General features: G+C 73.5%; 22 protein-coding genes. 12 read left to right on the top strand and 10 right to left on the bottom strand.

Annotation, left to right across the window (positions count from 1 at the left end; translation table 11 throughout):
* Nucleotides 1-10: 10 nt before the first annotated feature.
* From ACIG47_RS06745 to ACIG47_RS06725, 5 genes are all read right to left on the bottom strand, one after another.
* Nucleotides 11-928 (bottom strand): dihydrodipicolinate synthase family protein, encoded by a 918-nt coding sequence (locus ACIG47_RS06745; protein ID WP_397430156.1) that lies wholly within the window; start codon nt 926-928, stop codon nt 11-13.
* The gene (locus tag ACIG47_RS06740; RefSeq protein WP_397430155.1) at nt 925-2,364 is read right to left on the bottom strand and encodes an FAD-dependent oxidoreductase; all 1,440 of its coding nucleotides are present in this window, start codon (nt 2,362-2,364) and stop codon (nt 925-927) included. Before ACIG47_RS06740 ends, ACIG47_RS06745 begins: the two co-directional genes overlap by 4 nt.
* The gene (locus tag ACIG47_RS06735) at nt 2,361-2,690 is read right to left on the bottom strand and encodes a (2Fe-2S)-binding protein (protein ID WP_397414817.1); all 330 of its coding nucleotides are present in this window, start codon (nt 2,688-2,690) and stop codon (nt 2,361-2,363) included. Before ACIG47_RS06735 ends, ACIG47_RS06740 begins: the two co-directional genes overlap by 4 nt.
* Complete coding sequence (locus ACIG47_RS06730) at nt 2,687-3,895, bottom strand: NAD(P)/FAD-dependent oxidoreductase (protein WP_397430154.1); 1,209 nt, start codon at nt 3,893-3,895, stop codon at nt 2,687-2,689. The genes ACIG47_RS06735 and ACIG47_RS06730 overlap by 4 nt, the downstream gene beginning before the upstream one ends.
* A gap of 171 nt (nt 3,896-4,066) precedes the next feature.
* Entirely contained in the window at nt 4,067-4,747 is a 681-nt protein-coding gene (locus ACIG47_RS06725; protein ID WP_397414813.1) for a GntR family transcriptional regulator, read from the bottom strand.
* A gap of 298 nt (nt 4,748-5,045) precedes the next feature.
* Here ACIG47_RS06725 and ACIG47_RS06720 point away from each other — a divergent pair, with 298 nt between their 5' ends.
* From ACIG47_RS06720 to ACIG47_RS06680, 9 genes are all read left to right on the top strand, one after another.
* Nucleotides 5,046-6,755, top strand: coding sequence for an ABC transporter substrate-binding protein (locus tag ACIG47_RS06720; RefSeq protein ID WP_397430153.1), 1,710 nt, complete (start codon nt 5,046-5,048; stop codon nt 6,753-6,755).
* Between the two features lie 3 nt (nt 6,756-6,758).
* Nucleotides 6,759-7,748, top strand: a complete 990-nt coding sequence (locus ACIG47_RS06715) for an ABC transporter permease (RefSeq protein ID WP_397430152.1) — start codon at nt 6,759-6,761, stop codon at nt 7,746-7,748.
* Nucleotides 7,748-8,740, top strand: a complete 993-nt coding sequence (locus ACIG47_RS06710; RefSeq protein ID WP_397430151.1) for an ABC transporter permease — start codon at nt 7,748-7,750, stop codon at nt 8,738-8,740. Before ACIG47_RS06715 ends, ACIG47_RS06710 begins: the two co-directional genes overlap by 1 nt.
* Nucleotides 8,737-9,585 (top strand): ABC transporter ATP-binding protein, encoded by an 849-nt coding sequence (locus ACIG47_RS06705; protein ID WP_397430150.1) that lies wholly within the window; start codon nt 8,737-8,739, stop codon nt 9,583-9,585. The genes ACIG47_RS06710 and ACIG47_RS06705 overlap by 4 nt, the downstream gene beginning before the upstream one ends.
* Entirely contained in the window at nt 9,582-10,433 is an 852-nt protein-coding gene (locus ACIG47_RS06700; protein WP_397414803.1) for an ATP-binding cassette domain-containing protein, read from the top strand. The genes ACIG47_RS06705 and ACIG47_RS06700 overlap by 4 nt, the downstream gene beginning before the upstream one ends.
* Nucleotides 10,430-11,722, top strand: a complete 1,293-nt coding sequence (locus ACIG47_RS06695) for an alpha/beta fold hydrolase (RefSeq protein WP_397430149.1) — start codon at nt 10,430-10,432, stop codon at nt 11,720-11,722. The genes ACIG47_RS06700 and ACIG47_RS06695 overlap by 4 nt, the downstream gene beginning before the upstream one ends.
* The gene (locus ACIG47_RS06690) at nt 11,719-13,152 is read left to right on the top strand and encodes an aminopeptidase P family protein (protein ID WP_397430148.1); all 1,434 of its coding nucleotides are present in this window, start codon (nt 11,719-11,721) and stop codon (nt 13,150-13,152) included. The genes ACIG47_RS06695 and ACIG47_RS06690 overlap by 4 nt, the downstream gene beginning before the upstream one ends.
* Nucleotides 13,145-15,832, top strand: coding sequence for a beta-L-arabinofuranosidase domain-containing protein (locus ACIG47_RS06685; protein ID WP_397430147.1), 2,688 nt, complete (start codon nt 13,145-13,147; stop codon nt 15,830-15,832). Before ACIG47_RS06690 ends, ACIG47_RS06685 begins: the two co-directional genes overlap by 8 nt.
* Nucleotides 15,833-15,977: 145 nt before the next feature.
* The gene (locus ACIG47_RS06680) at nt 15,978-17,096 is read left to right on the top strand and encodes an epoxide hydrolase family protein (RefSeq protein WP_397430146.1); all 1,119 of its coding nucleotides are present in this window, start codon (nt 15,978-15,980) and stop codon (nt 17,094-17,096) included.
* A 13-nt stretch (nt 17,097-17,109) separates the two neighbouring features.
* Here ACIG47_RS06680 and ACIG47_RS06675 read toward each other — a convergent pair whose 3' ends face one another.
* Nucleotides 17,110-17,541, bottom strand: a complete 432-nt coding sequence (locus tag ACIG47_RS06675; protein WP_397430145.1) for a nitroreductase/quinone reductase family protein — start codon at nt 17,539-17,541, stop codon at nt 17,110-17,112.
* Between the two features lie 87 nt (nt 17,542-17,628).
* Here ACIG47_RS06675 and ACIG47_RS06670 point away from each other — a divergent pair, with 87 nt between their 5' ends.
* On the top strand, nt 17,629-18,258 hold the full coding sequence (locus ACIG47_RS06670; RefSeq protein ID WP_397414791.1) for a TetR/AcrR family transcriptional regulator: 630 nt from the start codon (nt 17,629-17,631) through the stop codon (nt 18,256-18,258).
* A gap of 12 nt (nt 18,259-18,270) precedes the next feature.
* Here the strand turns inward: ACIG47_RS06670 and ACIG47_RS06665 are convergent, their stop codons facing one another.
* Both ACIG47_RS06665 and ACIG47_RS06660 read right to left on the bottom strand, forming a co-directional pair.
* Nucleotides 18,271-19,209, bottom strand: coding sequence for a cation diffusion facilitator family transporter (locus tag ACIG47_RS06665; RefSeq protein WP_397414788.1), 939 nt, complete (start codon nt 19,207-19,209; stop codon nt 18,271-18,273).
* Nucleotides 19,210-19,215: 6 nt separating this feature from the next.
* Entirely contained in the window at nt 19,216-19,602 is a 387-nt protein-coding gene (locus tag ACIG47_RS06660) for an ArsR/SmtB family transcription factor (RefSeq protein WP_397430144.1), read from the bottom strand.
* 178 nt (nt 19,603-19,780) lie between these two features.
* On the opposite strand from ACIG47_RS06660, the gene ACIG47_RS06655 reads away from it, so the two are divergent.
* Nucleotides 19,781-20,914: a mandelate racemase/muconate lactonizing enzyme family protein gene (locus ACIG47_RS06655; RefSeq protein ID WP_397430143.1), complete on the top strand. Its 1,134-nt coding sequence runs from the start codon at nt 19,781-19,783 to the stop codon at nt 20,912-20,914.
* Between the two features lie 52 nt (nt 20,915-20,966).
* The gene (locus tag ACIG47_RS06650; RefSeq protein WP_397414781.1) at nt 20,967-21,668 is read left to right on the top strand and encodes a FadR/GntR family transcriptional regulator; all 702 of its coding nucleotides are present in this window, start codon (nt 20,967-20,969) and stop codon (nt 21,666-21,668) included.
* A 26-nt stretch (nt 21,669-21,694) separates the two neighbouring features.
* Here ACIG47_RS06650 and ACIG47_RS06645 read toward each other — a convergent pair whose 3' ends face one another.
* Together ACIG47_RS06645 and ACIG47_RS06640 are read right to left on the bottom strand one after the other, a co-directional pair.
* A complete protein-coding gene (locus ACIG47_RS06645) occupies nt 21,695-22,090 on the bottom strand; it encodes a universal stress protein (RefSeq protein ID WP_397430142.1) in 396 nt (131 codons plus the stop codon).
* On the bottom strand, nt 22,087-23,619 hold the full coding sequence (locus tag ACIG47_RS06640) for a tripartite tricarboxylate transporter permease (protein WP_397430141.1): 1,533 nt from the start codon (nt 23,617-23,619) through the stop codon (nt 22,087-22,089). Before ACIG47_RS06640 ends, ACIG47_RS06645 begins: the two co-directional genes overlap by 4 nt.
* Nucleotides 23,620-23,630 lie beyond the last annotated feature (11 nt).

The following is a 23,630-nucleotide window of genomic DNA, read 5'->3' as shown; positions in this document are numbered from 1 at the left end:
CCCGGCCCGGTCAGCGCGAGGCGATGTAGCTGAGCGCGGCCTCGGTGTCCTTGCGCACCTGCGCCTCGTGCTCCGCGGACAGCGGGCCGCGTGGCGGGCGGGTGGGCCCACCGTAGCTCTGCCCGGCGATGTCGATCGAGTGCTTGATGGCCTGCACGAACTCGGTGCGCGAGTCCCAGCGGAACACGGGCACGAGGTGGCGGTACAGCTCGCGTGCCTCGTCGATCCGGCCCGCGGTGACCAGGTCGTAGATCTCGACGGCCTCGCGCGGGAACGCGTTGGGGTACCCGGCGAACCAGCCGACGGCGCCCGCGACCAGCGACTCGAACAGCAGGTCGTCGGCCCCGGCGATCACGTCGAGGTCGGGGGCGAGCTCCTTGATCTCCAGGACCCGCCGCACGTCGCCGGAGAACTCCTTGACGGCCACGACGTTCTCGAGCTGGGCGAGCTCGGCCAGGATGTCGGGCGTCAGGTCGACCTTGGTGTCGATCGGGTTGTTGTAGACCATGATCGGCAGGCCCACCTCGTTGACCGCGGCGTAGTGGGCGATCACCTCGGACCGGTTGGCCCGGTAGAGCGTGGGGGGCAGCAGGAGCACGCCGTCGGCGCCGTCCTCGGCGGCGAGCTCGGCCCAGTGCCTGGCCTGGTGCGAGCCGACGCCGTGCACGCCGGCCACGACGAGCCCGCGCCCGTTCACGGCCTGCACGGCGGTCTGGATGACCCTGCGACGCTCGTCGTCGGTGAGGGAGGAGTACTCGCCGAGCGACCCGTTCGGGCCCACGCCGCGGCAGCCGTTGTCGATGAGGAACTCGCAGTGTGCGGCGAACTTCTCGTGGTCGACGGCGAGGCCCGCGGGCGCCGACTCGTCGGGCGTGAAGGCGAGCGTGGTGGCGACGATGACGCCGCCGAGGTCGAAGCGCTGGTTCATGGGAGGTCTCCTGTGGTTGTGATGCTGTCGGAAGAAGAGGTCGGTGGTGCGGGCAGGGCCGCGAGGTCGCCGAGCCGGACCGGCACGACGAGGGAACGCCGGTCGACGCCGGGCGCGGCCCCGGCGTCGCCCAGCAGCTCCTGGAGCGTGCGGCCGCACGTGCGGGCCTGGCACGGGCCGAGCCCGGCGCGGCTGGTGAGCTTGACGGAGCGGGCCTCGCGCGAGCCGGTCAGGTCGACCACCTCGCGCACGCGGCCGTAGGTGGTCTCCTCGCAGCGGCAGACCACGGTGTCGTCGCTCAGCCAGCGGACCCACCCGCCGCGGATGCCGTGGGCGGCCTCGATCCGGGCCGCGAAGCCGCGCGCCCGGTCCCGGGCGCGCACCGCGCGGGCAGCAGCGGCCGACCCGAGGTCGTCCCCGGCCGCCGCCGTCCCGGCCACGGTGCCCTCCGCGAGTGCGGCGTCCGCCCCGCCGATGCCCGTGATCTCCCCCGCGGCCCACACGCCGGGTACGGACGTGGCCTGCGCGGCGTCGACCACCACGAACCGGCCGGGCGTCAGATCGCATCCGGCGGCGATCGCCAGCTCCAGGCGCGGCGTGAACCCGTGGCTCACGGCCACGGCGTCGGCCGCGACCTGCCGTTCGGTGCCGGGGACGGGTGCCCAGCGCGCATCCAGCCGTGCGACGGTGACCGCCTCGACCTGACCGTCCCCGTGCGCGGCCACCACGGCCTCGCCGGGACGCCAGGGCACGCGGTGCGCCGCCAGCTCGCGGACGTACCCGGCGAGCTCACCGGCCTTGCCGGCCGCCCCGAGCAGCTCCCAGGGCCGGTCCAGCCAGCGCGCGAGGGCGCCGGTCCGGCTCGCCTCGTGCACCCCCAGCACGCGGGCCCCGGTACGCAGCAGCGACGAGGCGACGGGCAGCAGGAACGGCCCGGCCCCGGCCACCACGACCCGGCGCCCGACGGCGACCCGCTCCCCCTTGGCCAGCGCCTGCGCCGCCCCCGCCGTGTACACGCCCGGGAGCTGCCAGCCCGGGAACGGGAGGGTCCGGTCGTGGGCGCCGGTGGCCAGCACCAGGGCGTCGGGCTCCAACGGTACGGCCTCGCGGCCCGCGCCGTCCGGCTCGCCGACGAGGACGTTGAGGCGCACGCCGTGGTCGAGCCGCTCCAGGGACCACACCTGCGCCGACGGCAGCACCGTGACGGCCGGGTGCGCGAGCAGGCCCTCGCTCAGCGCGCGGTAGGTGCCCCACCGGTGGTGCAGCACCTGCTCCTGCCCGGCCGGGCGGACGGCGGGCAGGTGCCGCCAGTACTGGCCGCCGAGCACGTCGGCGGCGTCGAGCAGCGTGACCCGAGCGCCGGCGTCCGCGGCGGCCCGCGCGGCGGCGAGTCCCGCAGGTCCCGCGCCCACGACGACGACGTGCCGCGCGCTCACCGCTCCCCCTCCGGCCGGTCCGCCGGGCCGCCCTGCCGCACCACGACGTCGCCGTCCTGCGCCCGGCGCAGGCAGGCCCGCACGTCCCGCAGGCCGTTGACCTCCACGAGGCAGTCGAAGCAGACGCCGATGCCGCAGAACACGCCGCGCGGCGCCCCCTCCCCGCCGGTCGTGCGCCACTGGCGCCGGCCGGCACCGAGCAGCACGCCGGCCACGGTCTGCCCGGCGGTGCCGGTGACGGCCTCGCCGTCGACCCAGACGGTCAGCGGCTGGTCCGGGCCCGGCCGCACCGGGTCGGCACCGGGTGGTATCCGGCGTGACGTCATGGTCGTGCTCCCTCGTGGTCGTTCTCCGGCGCGCCGGGGCGCAGCGCGTCGAGCGCGGGCCGGCCGGCGGCGTACGGGCGTGGGTCCACGGCGGGCGCGGACCCCAGCAGCGCGGCGGCCAGCAGGTCGCCGGTGGCGGGAGCCAGGCCGACCCCCGCCCCCTCGTGGCCGGTCGCGAACCAGAGCCCGGCCAGGGCCGGGTCCGCGCCGATCACGGGCAGGTGGTCGGGCATGTACGGCCGGAAACCGAGGTAGGTGCGCATGACGCCGGTCCGGGCGAGGAACGGGAACACCGCGACCGCGCGCCGTGCCATCTGGGCCAGGACGTCGGCGCGCAGCCGGTCGTCGAAGCCCACCTGCTCGCGGCTCGACCCGATCAGCACCGTCCCGCCCTGCGTGGACTCGACCACCGCGGAGGTCTGCAGCTCGGCGCCCGCGGACTGCGTGGCGGCGAAGTAGTCGCCGTCGTACACCTTGTGCCGGATGCGCTGCCGCATCGGCGTAGTCACGAGCACCATGCCGCGGCGGGGCCGCACCGGCAGCCACGAGCCGAGCCGCCGCGCGACGTCACCCGACCACGGACCGGCCGCCACGACCACGTCGCCGGCGGGAACGTCACCCTGCGTGGTGGTGACCCCGGTCAGGCGGCCGCCGTCGAGCAGCGGGCCGGTCACCTCGACCCCCGTGCGGACCACGGCTCCCGCCCGGCGCGCGGAGGCGAGCAGCGCCTCCGCCGCGGCCACGGGCTGCACCTGTGCGTCCTGCGGGTAGTGCACCGCTCCGACGACGCCGGGGGCGAGGTCGGGCTCCAGCTCCCGGGCCTGCCCGGGGGTGAGCTCCACCGCCTCGACGCCGGCCGCGCGCTGCGCGCTCGCGAAGGTGCGCAGCCCGTCCAGGCCGTCGCCGGAGGTGACCACGACCAGGCCGCCCTTGGCCTCGTGCTCGACCGACGGGAACCGGGGCCCGAGCTCGTCCGCGAGCTCGCCGGCCAGCTCCGCCCAGCGCCGCAACGACACCCGGGCCAGCTCCAGCTCCGCGCCGGGTCCCTTGTCCGAGACCAGCAGGTTGCCCTCGCCGTGCGCACTGGTGGCCGACGCCGCCGCGCCCCGGTCCAGCACGGTCACCCGTGCCCCGGCCCGGGCGAGGGACCGGGCGCACGCGGCGCCCACGATCCCGGCGCCGACGATCACCACGTCCGCGGTCACGTCCACCCCTCCTCCGTCGGCCGGCAGCCCGGTCGCCCTGTCCGCCTCATGCCTGCTGTCAGATTCCTGCTGTCAATTGCTGCTGTCACACGCTGCTGTCACACGCTGCTGTCACGGGCCCCGCCGTCGCCGGGCCCGCTGTCCGCCGCGCCCCGTGCCGGGCGCTCCCGCTCAGTCCTCGGGCTTGCCCGCCCACGTGCCGAGCGAGTGCCCGATGTGCCGCTCCATGAGCGCCTTGGCGCCCGGGCCGTCGCCGGCCGCGAGCAGGTCGAGCAGCTCGTGGTGCTCCTGCGCGGAGCTGGCCAGGGTGCCGCTGGCGACCATCGTGGACAGCCCCAGCAGCCGCGCCCGGTCGCGCAGGTCGGCCACGATCTCGCCGGCCACCGGGTTACCCAGCAGACCCATCAGCCGCAGGTGGAACGCCTGGTCGGCCTGCAGGTAGGCGACGAGGTCGCCCGTCCGTGCGCCCTCGACGATCTCGTCGGCGAGCGCACGGAACTCCCCGAGCTGCGCCACGGGGAACGACCTGGCGAGCCGTTCCATCCAGACCGGCTCGATCACGAGCCGGACCGCGGCGACGTGCCGCAGCGTCTGGTCGCTCACCCGCGTGACGCGGAATCCCTTGTTGCGCACCGCCTCCAGGAACCCGCGCCGCTCGAGGTCGAGCACGGCCTCCCGGACCGGCGTCGCGGACACGTCGAACCGCGCGGCCAACGTGGGCACCGAGACCAGCTCACCGGGCTCCAGCTCGCCGGCGACGATCGCCGCCACGAGGGCACGGTGCACCTGCTCGCGCAGGCTCGCGACCGGCGCGAGACGACGGACCGAGGGGGTCGATGATGCTGAGCTCATGGTGCTCTCCAGGGGTCGGGCTACGACAGTAGAATATTACACACGACGGAGAACTCGTCGTCAACGCCGCCAGAGGGTACCTGAGCGCAGCCCGGTTCGCCGGTCTTTCGCCCGCCAGAACCCGCGTTATTTCGCCGAAACGCGACGTTTACATTCACCCCGTCGACAGCACCGCTTCATCTCAGTAACATATCACGCATCACATATCGAAGGCGGGTCGGGTCGACGACGACCCCGCCGCGCCCGGGCCCTACCCGTACGACCACCCGACGCAAGTCACCGATCGAGAGGCCACACCGTGAAGCACCATCGGATCGCGACAGCAGCCATCGCCGTCGTCACGACTCTCACGCTCGCCGCGTGCGGCGGCGGCAGCAGCCAGAACGCCTCCTCCGGGGGCGGCGGGTTCACGGCCGAGCCCGCCACGGGCGGAACCGTCCACGTGCTGCAGAACGCCGACTTCTCCTACCTCGACCCGGCCCGCGGCTGGGACGGCGGGGTGAACAACTTCTACCGGCTCGTCTACCGCCAGCTCACGACCTCCGCCCCGGGCTCGTCGGACAACCCGACCGAGATCGTCCCGGACCTCGCCGAGTCCCTCGGTGAGGTGTCCGAGGACGGCCTGACCTGGACGTACACGCTCAAGGACGGGCTGAAGTTCGGCAACGGCGACCCCATCACCTCGGCCGAGGTGAAGTTCGGCATCTCCCGCGCGTGGGACCCGGAGATCGGCATCGGCTCCCCGTACCTCAAGCAGGTCATCGACGCCCCCGAGGGCTACGAGGGCCCGTACCGCACCGGCGACCTGCCGACCATCGAGACGTCGGACGAGAAGACGATCGTCTTCCACCTCAAGGAGCCGTTCCCGGAGTTCGACGCCGTGCTCTCCCAGGTGAACGCCACGCCGTTCCCGGAGGGCACCGGCGCCGGGGACGAGTTCATCCACGAGATCATCGCCTCGGGCCCCTACCAGCTCGCCGAGTACGTGCCGGGCAGCACCATCAAGCTCGAGCGCAACGAGAACTGGGACCCGGCCACCGACGAGGTGCGCGCCGCCAAGCCGGACGCCTGGGAGTTCACCATCGGCCTGGACCCGGCCACCATCGACGAGCGCCTGATCGCCGGGCAGGGGGCGGACGTCAACGCGATCGCCGGCACCGTCCAGCCCGCCACGCTCCCCCGCCTGCAGACGCCGCAGCTCAAGGAGCGCACGCTGCAGCTGCCGGGCATCTGCACCACGTACATGGGTCTGAACACCACCAAGAAGCCGCTCGACGACGTCCGGGTGCGCCAGGCCATCAGCTACGCCATCGACCGCAACGCCATCGTCAACGCGAGCGGCGGCACGCAGCTCGGCGAGCCGTCCACGACGATCCTGCCCAAGACCGTGGCCGGTCACAAGGACTTCGACCTGTACCCGTCCGCGGACGGCACGGGCGACGTCGAGGCCGCGCAGAAGCTGCTGGACGAGGCCGGGCTGTCCGACGGGTTCACCCTGACGCTCGACATCCGCGCCCAGGAGTCCATGCAGGCCCAGGGCGAGGCGGTCCAGCAGGCGCTGGAGCGCATCGGCATCACGGTCGAGCTCAACCTCATCGACACCGCCACCTACTACGAGACCATCGGCACCCCGTCGCAGCAGCACGACGCCGCCATCACGGGCTGGTGCCCGGACTGGGCCTCCTCGGCGGCCACCTTCATCCCGCCGCTGTTCGACGGCCGGAACATCTACGAGAAGGGCAACTCGAACCTCGCCCAGCTGAACGACGCGGACGTCAACGCCCGGATCGACGAGATCAAGGCGATGACCGACATCGACGCCGCCAACAAGGAGTGGGGCGACCTCGACGAGCAGATCCTCGAGCTGGCCCCGATCGTGCCGCTCATGGTCGCCAGGACCGTGTCGCTGCCCGGCGAGAACGTGACCGGCCTGTTCTCCTCGGCGAACGCCGCGACCGGCGGCATCGACTACGTGGGCGTCGGTCTCAAGGACCCTGAGAAGGGCTGATCCATGACGTCCTCCCCGACCGATCTCACGACGGCGAAGCCCGTCGAGGCCGGGACCGACGCCACCCCCGGGGCGCCGGCGGCAGCAGCCGCCGGCGCCGTCCGGGCGGGTGCCGGCGGTACCTGGCAGGCCCTGCGCCGCGACGTCGGCGCCATGCTCGGGCTCGGCTACATCGTGCTCGTCACCCTGGTGGCGATCCTCGCACCCGTGCTCACCTCGATCAGCGGCTGGACGCCGTACGCGTTCGACCAGACCGCGATCGACCCCAACCTCGGCGGCATGCCGATCGGCCCCTGGGGCGGGGTCAGCGCCGAGCACTGGTTCGGCGTCGAACCGGGCAGCGGCCGCGACATCTTCGCCCGCATCGTCTACGGCGCGCGGGTGTCCATGAGCATCGCGCTGTCCGCCACCGTGCTGACCACGGTGCTGGGCGTCTCGCTCGGGCTCGTGGCCGGGTACTTCGGCGGCCGGGTCGACCTGGTGATCTCGCGCGTCATGGACTTCCTCATGGCCTTCCCGGCGCTGATCTTCATGATCGCCGTGCTGTCGGCCCTGCCGGCGAGCAACCGGTCCACGCTGCTGGTCGTGGTCATCTCCGTGTTCGGCTGGCCCTACCTGGCGCGCATCGTGCGCGGGCAGACCATGTCCCTGGCGCAGCGCGAGTTCGTCGAGGCGGCCCGGGCGGCGGGCGCGAGCGGCACGCGCATCGTGTTCCGCGAGATCCTGCCCAACCTGCGCTCCACCATCATCGTGATGGCGACGCTGGCCGTGCCCGGCTACATCGGCACCGAGGCCGGGCTGTCGTTCCTCGGCGTCGGCGTGGTACCACCCGCACCGAGCTGGGGTCAGATGATCGCGGCCTCGGTCAAGTGGTACGCCGTCGACCCCGCGTACTTCGTCTTCCCCGGCGCGTGCCTGTTCCTGCTCGTGCTCTCGTTCACCGTGCTCGGCGACCGCCTGCGCGCCGTCGTCGACGCCCAGGAGGGTCGCTGATGCCAAGGTTCCTGCTGACCCGGATCACGTCGGGACTCGGCGTGCTGCTGCTCGTGTGCCTGTTCACGTTCGTGGTCTTCTTCGCGCTCTCGCCGGACCCTGCGGTACAGATCTGCGGCAAGAACTGCACGCCCGAGGTCATCGACCAGATCCGCGGCAACCTCGGGCTGGACCAGCCGTTCTGGACCCAGTTCTTCCACTTCGTCGTCGGCATCTTCGCGGGCCGGACGTACGGCGAGGGCGCGGGCGCCATCGAGTGCGCCGCGCCGTGCCTCGGCTACTCGTTCCAGTCCAGCCAGGCCGTGTGGGACATGATCATCCAGCGGCTGCCCGTCTCGGCGACCATCGCCGTCGGCGCCGCCGTGCTGTGGCTGCTCGCCGGGCTGGCCGGCGGCCTGCTCAGTGCCGTCAAGGAGGGCACGTTCCTCGACCGGTTCACCACCGGCCTGACGCTGACCAGCATGTCCATCCCCAACTACGTGCTCGCGCTCGTGCTGCAGTACGTGCTGGTGGTCCAGCTGCAGTGGCTGCCGTTCCCCCAGGCCGTCTCCTTCACGGACGATCCCGCGCAGTGGTTCGCGAACTTCATCATGCCGTGGATCGTCCTCGCCGTCGGCTACGCGGCGTCGTACACGCGGCTCACCCGGGCCAACGTGCTCGACGTGCTGCGCGAGAACTACGTGCGCACGGCCTACGCCAAGGGCCTGGCGCAGCCGCTGGTCTGGCGGCGGCACGCCCTGCGCCCGGCGCTGACGCCGATCGTGACGATCTTCGGGATGGACTTCGCCGGCCTGCTGGGCGGGGCGCTCATCACCGAGACCGTGTTCGGCATCAACGGCGTCGGCAAGATGGCCGCCGACTCCATCGCCCGCAACGACCAGCCGGTGATCATGGGCGTCACGCTGCTGGCCGGGTTCCTCGTCGTGGTCGGCAACATCGTGGTCGACGTCGTGTACACCGCCATCGACCCGAGAGTGCGGGTGAACGCATGAGCCTGCTGACGGTACGCGACCTCACGGTCACCTTCCCCACCCCGCGCGGGCCGCTCGACGCCGTCCGCTCCCTCGACCTGGACCTGGAGCCCGGCGGTGCGCTGGGCATCGTGGGCGAGTCCGGCTCCGGCAAGTCCATGACCAGCCTGGCGATCATGGGCCTGCTGCCCCGCGCCGCACGCCGCACGGGCAGCGTGCTGCTGGGCGACCAGGAGCTCGTCGGGATGTCCGAGGCCGGGCTGCGCCGGGTGCGGGGCGACCGCGTCGCGATGGTCTTCCAGGACCCGCTCTCCTCCCTCAACCCCTACTACACGGTGGGCCTCCAGATCGAGGAGGCCTACCGGGCGCACCGCCCCGGCACCACGCGGCGCGTGGCCCGGCGGGTCGCGATCGAGGCGCTGGAACGCGTGCACATCCACGACGCCGCCCGGCGCGTGGACCACTACCCGCACCAGTTCTCCGGCGGCATGCGCCAGCGCGTCATGATCGCCATGGCCCTGAGCACCGAGCCCGAGCTGCTCATCGCCGACGAGCCCACCACGGCGCTCGACGTCACCGTGCAGGCGCAGATCCTCGACCTGCTGCAGGAGATCCGGCGCGAGACCGGCACCGGCCTGGTGCTGATCACGCACGACCTGGCCGTGGTCAGCGAGGTCACCGACCACATCGTCGTCATGAAGGACGGCGAGTGCGTCGAGCGCGGTGCGGTCGAGCAGATCTTCACCGACCCGCGCCACCCCTACACCCGGGCGCTGCTCGACGCCGTGCCGCGCATCGACGACGAGATCGGCGAGCTGCGGGCGGTCACGAGCGCACCGAACGAGAAGGACGGAGGCGCCGCATGAGCACCCCCCTGCTGAGAGCCACCCACCTCGTCAAGGAGTTCCCCGTCCTGGGCACGGGCGGGCTGCTGCGCCGTCCGGACACCTTCCGGGCCGTGGACGACGTGAGCTTCGAGATCCACCCGGGCGACACGCTCGCCCTGGTGGGCGAGTCGGGTTCGGGCAAGTCGACGACGGCGCGGCTGGCCGCCCGGCTGCTGGACGCCACCTCGGGCACCGTGGAGCTCGACGGCGAGGACGTGACCCGGCTGGGCCGGGCCGACCTGCGCCGGTTCCGCAGCGACGTGCAGGTGGTCTTCCAGGACCCGTTCTCGTCGCTCAACCCGCGGCACACCGTGGAGCGCATCGTCACCGCTCCCCTGGTCTACCAGCAGCGCAGCATTCCCGGCGGGGCCCGCGCGTTCACCCGGTCGCTCATGGAGCGGGTGGGGCTGGACCCGGACCACTCGCAGAAGTACCCGGCGCAGTTCTCCGGCGGGCAGGCGCAGCGCATCGGCATCGCCCGTGCGCTCGCCGTCGGGCCGCGCGTCGTCGTGTGCGACGAGGCCGTCTCGGCCCTGGACGTCTCCGTCCAGGCGCAGGTCATCAACCTGCTGCGCGACCTGCAGCGGGAAGAGGGCCTGACCTATCTGTTCATCGCGCACGACCTGGCGGTGGTGCGGCAGATCGCCACCCGGGTCGCGGTGATGACGCAGGGCCGCATCGTCGAGCAGGGCGACCGGGACGCCGTCTTCGACAGCCCGCGGCACGAGTACACGCGCAAGCTGCTCGACGCCGTGCCCCGGATCCGTCCCGAGTGGGAGGCTCAGCGGCGGCGCAACGCGGCGCTCGCCGCGGAGGGGGCCCGATGAGCGCCGCCTGGACCACGTACCTGCTGCCCGGCATCGGCGTCCGCGAGCGCCGTCTCGCCGTGCCGCTGGACCGGAGCGGTCGCCTGCGCGGGGAGGTGTCGTTGCTGGTCCGCGAGCTGGTGGACCCGACGCGGCGCGACGAGGACCTGCCCCTGCTGGTGTACCTGCAGGGCGGGCCGGGCGGGGCCAACCCGCGACCGCTGCGCCGGGACGGCTGGCTGGACGTGGCGCTGCGCGACCACCGCGTGGTGCTCGTGGACCAGCGCGGCACGGGCGGCAGCTCGCCGCTGGACGGCGAGGCGCTGGCGGGGCTGGGCGCGCGCGAGGGCGCCGACCTGCTGGCGTGCTACCGCGCGGACTCGATCGTGGCCGACCTGGAGGACGTGCGCCACCAGGTGTACGGCGGGCGGCCGTGGACGACGCTCGCGCAGAGCTTCGGCGGCTGGATCACCCTGACGTACCTGTCCTTCGCCCCCGAGGCGCTACGCGCCTGCTATGTGGCGGGCGGCATCCCGGGCACGCCGCCCGACGCCGCGGAGGTCTACCGCCGCACGTTCGGCCGGGTGGCGGCCAGGACCGCGGAGTTCTACCGGCGCTACCCGGCCGACGTCGACGCCGTGGCCGCCATCGCGGACCGGCTCGCGCAGGGCGACGTCCTCCTGCCGGACGGCGACGTGCTGACCGTCCACCGGTTCCAGTCCATGGGCATCGACCTGGGCATGAAGCCGGGGCCGGAGCGCCTGCACTGGTTCGTGGAGAAGGCGTTCGCCGCGCCGGGCCGGCTGTCGGCGGGGTTCCTGCAGGAGGCGATGGTGCGCACGGCGCAGGCCGACGGCCCCCTGTTCTGGACGCTGCAGGAGTCGATCTACGGCCACGGCGCGGGCGGCCCCACGGGCTGGGCGGCGCAGGGCGAGCGCGACCGGCGCCCGGAGTTCGGCCCGGAGCGGCGTCCGCTGCTGTTCACGGGCGAGATGGCGTTCCCGTGGATGTTCGACGAGATCCGCCTGCTGCGCCCGTTCGCGGGTGCGGTGCACGAGCTGGCGGCGCGCCAGGAGTGGTCGCCGCTGTACGACCTGGACCGTCTGGCGGCCAACGAGGTGCCCCTGGCGGCCGTCGTCTACCACGACGACATGTTCGTGGACTGCGGCCTGCAGCTCGACACGCTCTCGCGGGTCGGGTCGGCGCAGGCGTGGGTCACCAACGAGTACGAGCACGACGGGATCGGCGACGGGCGGGTGCTGGAGCGCCTGCGGGAGCTGGTCCGCGACCGAGGAGGAGAGATTCGATGACGAACCCGGAACGCCCGCCGTACGCGGGCACGCGTGCGCCGCGCCTGGTCGAGAGCGGCGGCTTCAACGACTACATGGCACGCGGCTGGGGAGCGCCCGACGTCGTCGTGCCGCTGCCCGCGGGTGCGGCCGAGGCCGCGGCCGCACACCGTGCGCGCCTCTCGGAGCGCATCGGCGCGGCCGACGTCGTGGTGGGCGCGGGCAGTGCCGCCCTGCGCAACGGGGACGTGCAGTACGGCTTCCGCGCCGACAGCGACTTCGTGTGGCTCACGGGTGCGCAGGCCGAGGCCGGCGTGCTGGTCCTGCGTGCCGTCGGCGACGGCCACGACGCGACGCTCTACCTGCCGCCGCCCGCCAAGCCCGGCGACCCCGCGTTCTTCGGCAACGCGGCGTACGGCGAGCTCTGGGTGGGACCGTCGCCCGACCTGGCCGCGTGGGCTGAGGCGCTCGGCATCCCGGTCGAGCCGCTGTCCGCGCTGGACGGCGTCCTGGAGGGCCTGGGCGGGGCGCTCGCCACGCCGTCGGTGGACGCCGACGTGGTGCGCCGGTTCGGCCTGAAGCCGTCGGAGGACCTGTCCCGCGCGCTGTCCGACCTGCGGATGATCAAGGACGACTGGGAGGTCGCCCAGCTCCGGGAGGCCGTGGACCACACGGTCACCGGGTTCGAGGCCGTGGTGGCCGAGCTGCCGCGCGCGATCGGCGGGCTGGGCGAACGCTGGCTCCAGGGCACCTTCGACCGGCACGCCCGCACGTTCGGCAACGGCCCCGGCTACTCGACGATCGTCGGCTCCGGTCCGCACGCCCCGACCCTGCACTGGGTGCGCTGCGACGGGCCCGTGCTGCCCGACATGCCGCTGCTGCTCGACATGGGCGTCGAGGCGAGCTCGCTGTACACGGCGGACGTGACGCGCACCGTGCCGCCGACGGGCACGTTCAGCACGGTGCAGCGGCAGGTGCACGACCTGGTCGAGAAGGCGCACCGCGCCGGCATGGCCCAGATCCGGCCGGGCGTGGAGTACCTCGACTTCCACTTCGCCGCGATGGAGGTGATCGCCCAGGGCCTGCACGACTGGGGGCTGCTGGACGTGTCGGTCGACGAGGCCCTGTCCCCCGGCGGGCAGCAGCACCGGCGCTGGCTGGTCTGCGGCGTCGGGCACCACCTGGGGCTGGACGTGCACGACTGCGCCCACTCCGACTACGCCGCCTACCAGGCCGCGCCCCTGGCCCCCGGGGTGGTGATGACGGTCGAGCCGGGCCTGTACTTCCACGCCCACGACGAGACCGTGCCGCCCGAGCTGCGGGGCATCGGCGTCCGCCTGGAGGACGACCTGCTCGTCACGGCCGACGGCGCCGAGGTGCTCTCGGACGCGCTGCCGATCGACGCCGCCGGCATCGAGCGCTGGACCGCGGAACGGCTCGGCGATGGCTGAGGCCGTGCTCCCCGCCCCGAGCCGCCCCACCGTCCCCGCCCGGGTGGCCGAACCGTTCGGCCTGGACGCCGTCGCGCTGCACGAGGGGATCTTCACGCGGGCCCGGGACCAGGTGCTGCACCTGGCGCGCGTCTACCCCGTCGACCGGCTCCTCGCCGTCTTCCGCGCCAACGCCGGCCTGGACACCCGCGGCGCACTGCCGCCGGGCGGCTGGGAGGACTTCGGCCACGCCGACGAGGAGGCGTGGGGCCCCGACGACTACCCCGGCCGCGAGGCCGCGCCCACGGCCAACCTGCTGCGCGGTCACTACGCCGGCCACTTCCTGTCGATGCTGGCGATGGCGGCGGGCGGTGCGGACGACGACGTCGTGCGCACCGAGCTGCGTGCCAAGGTCGACGAGATGGTCGAGGGGCTGCGGGAGGTCCAGGAGGCGCTCGCGGCCACCGGCCGGTACAGCCACCCGGGGTTCCTGGCCGCGTACGGCGAGTGGCAGTTCTCCCGCCTGGAGCACCTGGCTCCCTACGGCGAGATCTGGGCGCCGTACTACACGTGCCACAAGATCATGGCGGGCCTGCTCGACGCGCACCGGCACACGGGCTCGGCCACCGCGCTGGAGGTGGCGGCGGCGATGGGGCGCTGGGTGCACGGCCGGCTCTCCGTGCTGCCGGCCGAGCAGCGCGCCGCCATGTGGGCCCTGTACATCGCGGGCGAGGCGGGCGGCATGAACGAGGTGCTGTGCGAGCTCGCGGTCCGCACCGGCGAGGAGATCTTCGTCGGGACGGCCCGCCTGTTCGACCTGGACTCCCTGCTGGACGCCGCCGCCGAGGGCCGGGACGTGCTGGACGGCATGCACGCCAACCAGCACGCCGCGACGCTCCTGGGCTACCTGGCCCTGCACGACCTGACGGGTGAGGCGCGCTACCGCGACGCCGTCGTCCACGTCTGGGACATGCTCGTGCCCGGCCGCACGTTCGCCCACGGCGGCTCGGGCGAGAACGAGCTGTGGGGACCGGCCGGCGCCGTGGCCCGCGACATCGGCACCCGCAACGCCGAGACCTGCGTGGCCTACAACATGCTCAAGCTCGCCCGCGCGCTGTTCGAGCGCACCGGTGACGCGCGGTACGCCGCGTACTACGAGCGGGCCGTCACCAACCAGGTGCTCGGCTCGCGGCGGGACGCCGGCTCCGACGACTCCCCCGAGGTCACCTACATGTTCCCGGTCCACCCGGGAGCCCTGCGCGAGTACGACAACGTGGGCACGTGCTGCGGTGGCACGGGGCTGGAGAACCACGTCAAGTACCAGGACTCGGTGTACTTCCGGTCCGTGCCGGGCGCCGCGCGCACGCTCTGGGTCAACCTGTACGTGGCCTCGGCGCTGGACTGGGCCGAGCAGGACGTGCGGGTGGTCCAGGAGACCGCCTACCCGCTGGAGGGCACCAGCCGGATCACGGTCGACGCGACCGGCGACCTCGAGCTGCGCCTGCGCGTGCCGGACCAGGCCGGGTTCGGCGTGCGCGTCGACGGCGAGGCGCAGCCCGTCCGGGACGAGGGCGGGTACGTCGTGGTGCGGCGCGACTGGACCCCCGGCACGGTGGTCGAGATCGCCCTGCCGCTGGCCCTGCGCGAGGTGCCCGCGCCGGACGACCCGTCGCTGGTCACCCTGGAGCTCGGGCCGACCGTGCTGCTGGCGCGCAGCGAGGCCACGACCTGGTTGCCGCTGTCCGCCGCGACGTGGCGGCGCCTGGACGGGACGCTCGACGCCCCGCTGGACCCGGTCGGCGACGGCACGTGGCGGCTCGGGGACCTGGTCCTGGAGCCGGCGTGGTCCGGGTCCGACGCCCGCTACCACATGTACCTGCGCCGCGCGGACGCCCGCATCGCGTTCGCCGGGGCACGCACCGACGTACCGAACGTCGCGCGCGAGGACGGCCGTACCTTCCTCGACGTGCTCTGGTCGGACGGCGGCTTCGCCTCCCGGGCCGGCCTGCTCCGGGCGGTGCTGCGCACCACCCGCGAGTTCGTGGACCTCGGGCTGCTCGGCGCCGCCGAGGCGGAGGCAGTCCTGGAGGCCGCCGTCCGCTCGTCCGTCGGCGAGGTCACGGACACGGCGGCCGAGGCCGCGTTCCTCGCCGAGGCGCAGGCGGACCTGCGGACCACGGCTCGCGCCGGGTCCGCTCCCCGCGTCGACCTCGTCGCGGCCACGACCCCCGCCGTCACGGGCTGGTACCGCCGGCCGGCCGAGCTCACCGTGACGGCCCGCGCCGACGCCGGTGAGCCCACGGTCGAGACCCGGGTCGGCGACGCGCCCTGGACCCCGGCGGGGGCGGAACCGCTGGTCGTGGGCGACGGCGTGCACACCGTACGGGCGCGGGCGACCGACCGCGACGGACGCGAGCGGCACGTCGTCCGCGAGGTGAGCGTCGACACCGCACCGCCGGTGACCACCGCGACCGTCCGGCGCCTGGGCGCCCGCGGCGTCGAGATCAACCTGACGGCCACCGACGACGTCTCCGGCGTGGACAGCATCCGCTGGAAGGGACCCGACACGTTCTGGGCCACCTTCCGGGAACCGTTCGCGCGGGCGCTGTCCGACGAGCCCCAGGTCATCGAGTTCACCGCGACCGACCGCGCGGGCAACGCGGAACCAGTCCGCACCCTGGTGCTCCCGCCCGCCGGCTGATCCCGGCACCCGCCGTGCAGGTCGTTCCGGCGACCTGCACGGCGGGCGGCGCCGCACAGGACCAGCGGAACGCCCACGGGCGACGGTCCGGCTCCTGGACCGGCCCAGGAGCCGGGATGTCAGTGGCGGCGCCTACGGTCGTCCCATGAGCGAGCCACGGCCCTTCACGATCGACGTCCCGGACGACGTCCTGACCGACCTGCGCGAGCGCCTGGCCCGCAGCCGCATCCCCGACGACTCGCCACGGCGGCCGCCGTCGGGCATGACGGCCGGCTACCTGCGCGAGCTGGTGGAGCACTGGATCGGCTGGGACTGGCGGGCGCGGGAGGCGTGGCTCAACGAGCACCCGCAGTTCACGGCCCGGATCGACGACGTCGACCTGCACTTCGTCCACCGCCGCTCGGACCGGGCGGACGCCCCCGCGCTGGTCGTGATGCACGGGTGGCCGCACACGTTCGCGCTCCAGCTCGACTTCGCCGACCTCCTGCCCGACGTCCACGTGGTCGTGGCGAGCCTGCCCGGCTTCGCGTTCTCCTCGCCCTACGCGAAGGGGGCGATGACGGAGACGCGGCTCGCGGCCACGATGCACGCGCTGATGACCGACGTGCTGGGCTACGAGCGGTACGTCACCTACGGCGAGGACGTGACCGCGAACGTCAGCGACCTCGTCGCGGCACGGTACCCGGAGCACGTGGCGGGCATCGTCGCCACCCACGCGCACTTCCCCACCCCGCAGGAGCGGGCGGCCGACGACGACCGGGCGGTCCGCGACTTCTTCGCCCGGATCGCCGCGCGGCACACGACCGACGGCGCCTACGGGCACGTCCAGGCCACCCGGCCCGACACGCTGGCGACGGCGCTCGACGACTCCCCGGCCGGCCTGCTGGCCTGGCTGACCGAGAAGCTCGTCGAGTGGAGCGACACGCCGCCGGGTGACCCACGCGCGGTGGAGCGCCGCATCTCGCGCGACCGCATCCTCACCGAGGCCACCATCTACTGGGTCACCCGGACGATCGCGTCGTCGTTCCGGCCGTACTACGAGGGCGCCGACCAGCCGGGACCGATCCCGCCGACGACCGTGCCCGCGGCCGTGCTCGTCCAGCGGCACGAGGCGGACTACCCCGAGTCGCTCGCGCGCCGTCACTACCTCGACCTGCGCACGTTCGACCGGCTCGTCGAGGGCGGCCACTTCACGGTCGGCGAGGTGCCCGGGGAGATGGCGGCGCGCGTCCGGCAGTTCCTCCGGTCGCTGGAGCCGCGGTGAGGAGCAGACAGCCTCAGGCCACCGGCTTTAGCCGGATCACCGGGAACTTGCGGTCGGTGTGGGTCTCGTACTCCTTGGCGTCCGGCCAGTACTCCGCCCAGAGGCCGTACAGGCGCTCCCACTCGGTGTCCCCGGGGCGGACGACGTCCGCCTTCGCGCGCAGGGTCCGGTCCCCCACCTCGATGGTCACCTCGGCGGGGCCGTCCTCGACGTTCGCGACCCAGGCCGGGTCCTTCGGCGCGCCACCCATCGACCCGACGACCAGATAGGCGTCGCCGTCGGTCGCGGCCACCAGCGGCGTGATCCGCTCCGTGCCGCTGACGCGCCCGACGTGGTGCAGCAGCACGAGGCGCTTGCCCAGGAAGTGCCCTCCGGCGACGTCGGCGCCCAGCACGCCCGCGTTCGCCCGGAACGCCTCGATGATCTGAGTGTTCATGTCTGCCATGTCGTCCTCCTCGTCCGCCCGCCGGCCACCCGGCGGAAACCTAACCGGACTTTACCCCGGTTAACGCTCCGGCGATAGCATCCGCCCATGAGCACACCCATGACGTGGGGCACACCGCAGCCCGAGCGCGCCGACGCCGCGCGCAACCGGCAGGTGCTGCTCGCCACGGCACGGGAGCTGCTGGCGGAGGCGGGCCCCGAGTGCCTCACCATGGACCTGCTCGCCGAGCGGTCGGGGCTCGGCAAGGGCACGGTGTTCCGGCGCTTCGGTAGCCGCGCGGGGATCTTCCAGGCCGTCCTCGACGACGCCGAGCGCGACCTGCAGCAGCAGGTGCTCAGCGGGCCGCCCCCGCTCGGCCCGGGCGCACCCCCGGTCGACCGGCTGATCGCCTACGGCACGGCCCGCATCCGCTTTCTCGCCGAGCACCGGGCCGTCGCGCGCGCGACGATCGACGGCCGCGGCTCGGCCGAGCGGAGGCCACCCCTGACCGAGATCCATCTCCGGGTGCTGCTGCGCGAGGCGGCCCCGGCGGGCGCGGACGTCGACGTGCTGGCCGCACAGCTCACGTACGCGCTCGACGGGCCGCTGCTGCTCCAGCTCGTCGCGGGCCCGGACCTGGCCCGGGGCACCGAGCGGTTCGAGTCGGGCTGGCGCTACCTGGTCGAGCGCCTGTGCGGCCCGCCGGACGGCCGCCACGAAGACGGCCGGCCCGGCTGAGGCACCGCCTCCTCACGCGTGCGTCGGCGCCTCGTGCCGGGCGTGCTCGGCGGGTTCGAGCTGGAAGGTCGAGTGCTCCACGGACACGTCGAACTGGGTGGCCACGCACCGCTGGAGCGCGTCGAGCACGGGCGGCGCGTGCCCGTCCCGGAAGCAGGCGTCCCGCACCACGACGTGCGCGCTGATGGTGGGCAGGCCGGTGGCGACCAGCGACGCGTGCAGGTCGTGCACGGACTCGACGTTCTCCACCTCCAGCAGCCGGGCGCGCACCTGCTCCAGGTCGATGCCGGGCGGCGTGGCCTCCAGCAGCACGTTCGCCGACTCCACCAGGAGCCGCACGGCCCGGGGCAGGATCAGGACGGCGATGACCAGCCCCGCGACGGCGTCGGCCCGCTGCCACCCGGTGGTCGCGATGACCACCGCGGCGACGATCACCGCGACCGAACCCAGCGCGTCGTTCACGACCTCCAGGAACGCGGCACGCAGGTTGAGCGACGCCGACCTGCCCCCCGCCAGCACCAGCAGGGCCACGACGTTGCCCGCCAGGCCCACGACGCCGAACACCAGCAGCCCCGGCCCCGGCGCCTCGGCCGGCCCGACGAGGCGGCTCACCCCCTCGACGAGCGCGTACACGCCGACGGCGAGGAGCACGGCGGCCTGGGCGAGCGCCGCGAGGATCTCGGCCCGCCGGAAGCCCCAGGTCCGCCGCGGCGAGGGCGGGCGCAGGGCGAGCGAGGCGGCGAACAGCGCGATGGCCAGCCCCGCGACGTCGGTCAGCATGTGCGCGGTGTCGACCAGCAGCGCGAGGCTGCCGGTCAGCACCGCACCGACGGCCTGGGCCAGGAACACCGCAGCCGTGATCCCGAACGCGACGGCGAGCCGGCGGCGGTTGCCCTCCTCGCCCGCGGCGCCGTGCGCGTGCCCGTGCGCGCCGTGATGGTGGTCGGCCATGGTTCGCTACCTCTCGTCCTCGGTGCCGTGGTCGTGGGCACCCGCCGGGGCTCCCGTCAGCGCGAGCAGCCGCTCGGCCGCGGCCAGCACGTCGAGCATCCGCTCCGGGTGGGTCAACGAGTAGACCGATGCCCGGCCCTGCGGCCGGGACTCGACCAGACCGCAGTCACGCAGGCAGGCGAGATGTTTCGAGACGGTCGACTGCGCGAGCCCCAGGTGACCGGTCAGGTCCACGACCCGGTGCTCACCCAGCCGCAGGTGCTGCAGGATCACGAGCCGTGACGGGTCTGCGAACGCGTGGAACAGGTCCGCGGACGCCGCCGGCGACTCCACGACCGACTCGTCACCCAACCCATCGCCCAACTCATCGTCTACAGCCTCTGTCATCGCCATCTGGCGATGCTAACATCCGGCCGCGACGCGGGCACCCCAGGCGACCGCCGTCGCGTCGAGCAGTTTGCCCCACGGCGTCGGGCGCACGCCGAGCACAAGAGCCAGCGCGCGGGCAGAGCTATTAGTCATACAGGTTGCTGACTTGTATGCTCGAACCACCCACCCGCAAAGGAGCGACATGACCTACCAGCCCGACGCCGTCCGGGCCGTGCGGCTCTCGACCGTCACCCTGCCGCTGGCCACCGCGATCTCCGACGCCAAGGTCTTCACCGGCCGGCAGAAGCCCATGACCGAGGTCGTGCTCCTGCTCGCGGAGATCACCACCGAGCAGGGGTTCGAGGGCCTCGGGTTCTCCTACTCCAAGCGCGCCGGCGGCCCGGCCCAGTACGCGCACGCCAAGGAGGTGGCGCAGGCCGCCGTCGGCGAGGACCCCAACGACATCGCCAAGCTCTACACCAAGCTGCTCTGGGCGGGCGCCTCCGTGGGCCGGTCCGGCGTCGCGACGCAGGCGCTCGCCGCGATCGACATCGCCCTGTACGACCTCAAGGCCAAGCGCGCCGGGCTGCCGCTGGCCAAGCTGCTCGGTGCGCACCGCGACTCCGTGCGCACCTACAACACCTCGGGCGGCTTCCTCAACGCGAGCATCGACGAGGTCAAGGACCGCGCGAGCCGGTCCATCGCCGAGGGCATCGGCGGCATCAAGATCAAGGTCGGCCTGCCCGAGGGCGCCACAGACCTGGCCCGGGTCGAGGCCGTCCGCGAGCACATCGGCCCCGACGTTCCGCTCATGGTCGACGCCAACCAGCAGTGGGACCGCACCACCGCCCTCCGGATGGGCCGCCGCCTGGAGCAGTACGACCTCGTCTGGATCGAAGAGCCGCTGGACGCCTACGACGCCGAAGGGCACGCCGCGCTCGCCACCGCGCTCGACACGCCGATCGCCACGGGTGAGATGCTCGCGTCGGTCGCCGAGCACGAACGCCTGATCGCCACCCGTGCGTGCGACATCATCCAGCCCGACGCCCCGCGCGTCGGCGGCATCACGCAGTTCCTGCGGCTGCTCACCCTGGCCGACCAGGCGGGCCTGGACCTCGCACCGCACTTCGCGATGGAGATCCACCTGCACCTGGCCGCCACCTACCCGCGCGAGCCGTGGGTGGAGCACTTCGACTGGCTGGACCCGCTGTTCAACGAGCGGCTGGAGACGAAGGACGGTCGCATGCTCGTCCCCGACCGCCCCGGCCTGGGTGTCACGTTCAGCGACCAGGCCCGCGCCTGGACCACGGACACGGCACTGTTCGGCCCGTCCTGATCCCCCGCCGCACGGACGGCACGAGCACGCACCGAGATGGAAGCATGAGGCCATGGCCCGGACGTTGAGCGGAACCCTCGTCGAGACCCTGCGCACGCGCATCGCCAACGGCGACATCGCCCCGGGCGAGAAGCTGCCCAGCGAACCGCGCCTCGCCGTCGAGCACCAGGTCAGCCGCACGGTGGTGCGCGAGGCCATCGCCCGGCTGAACCTGGAGGGCCTCGTGCACACCCGGCGGGGCAGCGGCAGCTACGTCCTGACCCCGCCGGCCGACGACGCCGCCCCCGTCGCCCGCTCCCTGGCCGACCGGATCGCCCTGGTGGAATACCGCACCGCGCTGGAGACCGAGGCCGCGGCGCTCGCCGCCGCCCGGCGCACGCCTGCGCAGCTCGCGGCCCTCGGCGACCGGCTGGACGCGCTGGCATCGGCCCATGCACATCCGGCCACGGCCGTGCAGCACGACTTCGCGTTCCACCGCCTGGTGGCCGAGGCGGCGGGCAACAGGTTTCTCCTGGAGGCCCTGGACCGGCTCGGCCCGCAGATGATCGCGATGCCGCGGGGCCGGCTCGCGCCGTCCGAGGGCGCCCGGAGCGGTGACGCGCACGACGGCGGCCGGTTCGCCGCCGTCGTCCACGAGCACCGCGCCGTCCTCGACGCGCTCACCGCGCAAGACCCGCTCACCGCGGCCGCGGCGATGCGGCTCCACCTGACCTCCACCCGCCACCGACTGGAGGCGGAGGCCCCCACCGCCTGACCCCGGCGGCGGGGGTGAGCCGGGCGTCAGCGCGGGGGTTTCACCGCCAGCACCGGGTGGTCGGCCTGGAGCAGGATGCGCTGGGCCACCGAGCCCATGATGAACTTGCCGACCGTGCTGCGGCGGCGCAGGCCGATCACGATCAGCGAGGCGTCGTGCTCGGCCGCGAGGTCGAGGATCTCGTCGGTGAAGTCGTCGCGGTGCGCGCCACGGACCACCCGTGCCCGCACCCCTGCCCCCTCGGCCTGCGCCAGCACCCGGCCCAGGTCCTCGTCGGAGGCGACCGTGGTCTCCACGAGGGACCCCTCCCGTGCCGAGTTGAGGACCAGCAGGTCCTCACCGCGCAGCCTGGCCTCGGCGACGGCCGCGCGCACGGCGGCCTCCCCCGCGGGCGTCGGGACGTACCCCACGACGATGCTCATACGGACTCCTCCTCTCGGTTCTTCGGGGACCCGGCCTCGACCGGCACGGTCCGCCGGGCACGGACCGAACGGATCAGGGGCAGCACGGCTACCACCACGAACGCGACCAGGAGCGTCGCGGAGATGGGGCGCGTGAGGAAGCCCGCGGCCGAGCCGTCGAACAGGAGCAGCGAGCGCCGCAGGCTGTCCTCCAGCAGGGAGCCCAGCACGAACGCCAGCACCAGCGGCCCGGGCTCGAAGCCGAGCTTCTTCATGAGGTAGCCGACGGCGCCGAAGACGACCACCAGGAGCACGTCGAACACCGAGTTGTTGATGGTGTAGGCGCCGATCATCGTGATCAGCGCGGTGACCGGCGCGAGGATGGCGGCCCGCACCCGCAGGATGCGGACGAAGACGCCGACCAGCGGGATGGACATGATCAGCAGCAGCACGTTGCCGATGTACATCGAGTTGACGACGCCCCAGAACAGCTCGGGGTGCTGGGAGACGAGCTGCGGGCCGGGGGTGATGCCCTGGATGAGCAGCGCCCCGAACATCAGCGCCATCGTCGCGTTGGCGGGGATGCCGAGCGTGAGCAGCGGGATGAACGAGCTGGTCGCGGCGGCGTTGTTCGCCGTCTCCGGGCCGGCCACACCCTCGATGGCGCCCTTGCCGAACCGGCTCGGGTCCTTCGCGCGCTTCTTCTCCGCGGCGTAGGCGGCCATCGAGGCGATGGTCGCGCCGCCGCCGGGCAGGATACCCAGGAAGAAGCCGAGCACCGACCCGCGGGTGACGGCGCCCGAGGACTCCTTGAGGTCCTTGCGCGACGGCCAGACGTTGGCAACCTTGCCCGGCGCCTGCACGGCACGGTGCCGCTCCTCCAGGTTGTAGAGGATCTCGCCCAGGCCGAACAGGCCCATGGCGACGGGGACGAAGTCGATGCCGTCGGCCAGGCTCAGGTTGCCGAACGTGAAGCGTTCGGCGCCGGTGAAGGCGTCGCGGCCCACGGTGGCCAGCAGCAGGCCGATCGCGGCCGCCACGAGCGCCTTCACCCGCGCGCCGGACGCGATGGTGGAGACCAGCAGGATGCCGAGCAGGGCCAGCGCGGCGTACTCGGGCGGCCCGAAGTCGAGTGCGAAGCCCGCCACCAGCGGCGCGAGGAACGTGAGCCCGACGATGGCCACGGTGCCGCCGACGAACGAACCGACGGCCGCAACTCCGAGCGCGGTGCCCGCCCGGCCATGCCGGGCGAGCGCATGACCGTCGAGCACCGTGACCACGGAGCTGGCCTCGCCGGGCAGGCGCAGCAGCACCGAGGTGATGGTGCCGCCGTACTGGGCGCCGTAGAAGATGCCGGCGAGCATGATGATCGCGGTGACGGGCTCCACGCCGTACGTCAGCGGGAGCAGGATGGCGATGGTGGCCGCCGGGCCGAGGCCCGGCAGCACCCCGATGAGCATGCCGATGACCACCCCGAGCAGGCAGTACAGGAGGTTCGTCGGTTCCAGCACGACGGCGAACCCGGCGGCGACGTTCTGCAGCGATTCCACGTGCTACTTCC

The sequence above is a fragment of the Promicromonospora sp. NPDC052451 genome (genome assembly GCF_044547525.1).
In the GTDB taxonomy this organism is placed as follows: domain Bacteria; phylum Actinomycetota; class Actinomycetes; order Actinomycetales; family Cellulomonadaceae; genus Promicromonospora.
Note: the sequence above shows the minus strand (reverse complement) of the source record. Positions and strands in the feature narration are given on the sequence as shown.

Bases quoted from the DNA above. Each gene is read 5' to 3' on its own strand.
- ACIG47_RS06665 (WP_397414788.1), bottom strand. From the start codon at position 19,209: ATGGCCGACCACCATCACGGCGCGCACGGGCACGCGCACGGCGCCGCG.
- ACIG47_RS06655 (WP_397430143.1), top strand. From the start codon at position 19,781: ATGACCTACCAGCCCGACGCCGTCCGGGCCGTGCGGCTCTCGACCGTC.
- ACIG47_RS06685 (WP_397430147.1), top strand. From the start codon at position 13,145: ATGGCTGAGGCCGTGCTCCCCGCCCCGAGCCGCCCCACCGTCCCCGCC.
- ACIG47_RS06705 (WP_397430150.1), top strand. From the start codon at position 8,737: ATGAGCCTGCTGACGGTACGCGACCTCACGGTCACCTTCCCCACCCCG.
- ACIG47_RS06695 (WP_397430149.1), top strand. From the start codon at position 10,430: ATGAGCGCCGCCTGGACCACGTACCTGCTGCCCGGCATCGGCGTCCGC.
- ACIG47_RS06700 (WP_397414803.1), top strand. From the start codon at position 9,582: ATGAGCACCCCCCTGCTGAGAGCCACCCACCTCGTCAAGGAGTTCCCC.
- ACIG47_RS06745 (WP_397430156.1), bottom strand. From the start codon at position 928: ATGAACCAGCGCTTCGACCTCGGCGGCGTCATCGTCGCCACCACGCTC.
- ACIG47_RS06735 (WP_397414817.1), bottom strand. From the start codon at position 2,690: ATGACGTCACGCCGGATACCACCCGGTGCCGACCCGGTGCGGCCGGGC.
- ACIG47_RS06690 (WP_397430148.1), top strand. From the start codon at position 11,719: ATGACGAACCCGGAACGCCCGCCGTACGCGGGCACGCGTGCGCCGCGC.
- ACIG47_RS06650 (WP_397414781.1), top strand. From the start codon at position 20,967: ATGGCCCGGACGTTGAGCGGAACCCTCGTCGAGACCCTGCGCACGCGC.
- ACIG47_RS06710 (WP_397430151.1), top strand. From the start codon at position 7,748: ATGCCAAGGTTCCTGCTGACCCGGATCACGTCGGGACTCGGCGTGCTG.
- ACIG47_RS06660 (WP_397430144.1), bottom strand. From the start codon at position 19,602: ATGGCGATGACAGAGGCTGTAGACGATGAGTTGGGCGATGGGTTGGGT.
- ACIG47_RS06645 (WP_397430142.1), bottom strand. From the start codon at position 22,090: ATGAGCATCGTCGTGGGGTACGTCCCGACGCCCGCGGGGGAGGCCGCC.
- ACIG47_RS06675 (WP_397430145.1), bottom strand. From the start codon at position 17,541: ATGGCAGACATGAACACTCAGATCATCGAGGCGTTCCGGGCGAACGCG.
- ACIG47_RS06725 (WP_397414813.1), bottom strand. From the start codon at position 4,747: ATGAGCTCAGCATCATCGACCCCCTCGGTCCGTCGTCTCGCGCCGGTC.
- ACIG47_RS06715 (WP_397430152.1), top strand. From the start codon at position 6,759: ATGACGTCCTCCCCGACCGATCTCACGACGGCGAAGCCCGTCGAGGCC.
- ACIG47_RS06680 (WP_397430146.1), top strand. From the start codon at position 15,978: ATGAGCGAGCCACGGCCCTTCACGATCGACGTCCCGGACGACGTCCTG.
- ACIG47_RS06670 (WP_397414791.1), top strand. From the start codon at position 17,629: ATGAGCACACCCATGACGTGGGGCACACCGCAGCCCGAGCGCGCCGAC.